Annotated in this window: 1 pseudogene; it reads right to left on the reverse strand. The window is 59.0% G+C overall.

The annotated features are described in order from the left end of the window. Nucleotides 1–205: 205 nt before the first annotated feature. Nucleotides 206–1,494 (reverse strand): annotated as a pseudogene (locus tag AB9K35_RS00415) (IS110 family transposase). Nucleotides 1,495–1,701 lie beyond the last annotated feature (207 nt).

Consider the following 1,701-nt stretch of genomic DNA (forward strand, 5'->3'; position numbering starts at 1 on the left):
AACGTCCTATGTCGGGAATTTCCGGCTGCTTAGGTCAGCAGGTCATGGAGCATCCGGAGCCCCGGACGCCCTGACAGGTTTGCCCAGACGGGCTCTGCCGTCAAGAAATGATCTCTTCCATAGCAAACACAGGGTACGCGCTCCGGCGGCCCTCACCGTCCTTAATACGAGATCCCAAATCCCAAGCAGAAAGCCCGAACATTATCTACGAGGTCAGCGAACTGCCTCCACGGCCATTACAGAGAGAGGTCCTTCCGCCTGGGCTCACCCCTCGAAGAAGGGGCGATAAGGTTCACCGTGTTTGACCACAGCGTGAACGGTGCGCGCCATCTTGGCAGCAATCGCGGTATAGGCCTTGCGGCGCAGGTGAGCATTGTGCCGGTCCTTCGAAATGTAACGCTCGAACTTGTCGCGGAAGCTGTTTGTCTTCTTCAACGCGGCCGTCTGACCCGCCATCCAGAGCGTGCGCCGGAGCCGGGCATTGCCATATTTGGAGATCTTGCTTTGTCCGCGGAACATCCCGGATTGCATGGTGGCGAGATCCATGCCGCAGAACTTAAGGAACTGGCGGTGATGCCGGAAGCGGCGCAGATCACCCGCCTCAGCCAGGATGGTCATTGCGTTGATCGGGCCGATGCCAGGGATGGTCGTCAGCAGCTGATAGTCAGGCAGGTCGGACAGGAGTTCGACGGATCTGGCCTCAATCTCATTGCGCTGTCGGATCAGGCTGCGGCCTTCGGCGAGAACGAGGCGGAACATACGCACGGCGTCGGAATCCGGGCCGACAGGAAGCCCGACTGAACCCGCAGCAGTCGTGTAAATGTCTGAAAGCAGGCGTTCTTTGGCAACCTTGCGGCCGACGACTTGCCAGGCATCGGCGATGAATGCCTGTCGGCTCATGGCCGAGATCATGTGAGGGGACGGGTACTTCTCGAGAAACGCCAGGAACCAATCCGTCCGGGAGCTTCTGTGAAACCGCTCGGCTTCGGGAAAATAAAGAGGCAGGTAATGGGTCAGGATGCGATGCCAGAGTTCGGTCTTCGACCGCGAAACGATCTCATGGGTCTTTGACAGTTCCTGAATGTCAGCGGTTCCGGTGGCCAGCGGATCATGGAAGAACTGCACGGCTCCGATCTCCAGCATGTGAAGGATGACCTGGGCGTCCTTCGGATCGTTCTTGTCCCAGCTGTTATGCAGGGCCTCGCGTGTCCGGGCCAAACCCACGGAGGACACGAGCTTCAGTTCGAACCCCGCTTGGCCGAGATAATGCGCCAGTGCCCGGTGATAGTTGCCGGTTGCTTCGAACCCGATACGAACCGGCAGGCCGTAACCGGAAAGAGCCGCCACCAAACGTTGAAAATCGCCCAGGGTGTTGGTGATGGTCATGCGGCGGCGGCGTTTCTTGCCGGGAACGCCAATCAGCACTTCATGGCGGTGTTTGGAAATGTCGATGGCGACCAATAAGGTCGAGACGGTAAAATCAAAAGCGGTCATAGCCGGTCTCCTCAGCGGTGTGGTCTACGCAAAACCACTGTTGAGACCTGAGACCCGGTTATGGCCACCCGCTGCGCGGTTTGAGGGCTGCGCGCGTGGCCATAACCTCTCAGCGGCCAATCTTCCCGACGTGCTATGGCCCAGAGTTCGTTGCCAAGGACGTCAGGGCCTGGATCGAGGCGGTTGGGGCAAAAACAGCCTTCATCG

The organism is Leisingera sp. XS_AS12 (assembly GCF_041224635.1).
In the GTDB taxonomy this organism is placed as follows: domain Bacteria; phylum Pseudomonadota; class Alphaproteobacteria; order Rhodobacterales; family Rhodobacteraceae; genus Leisingera.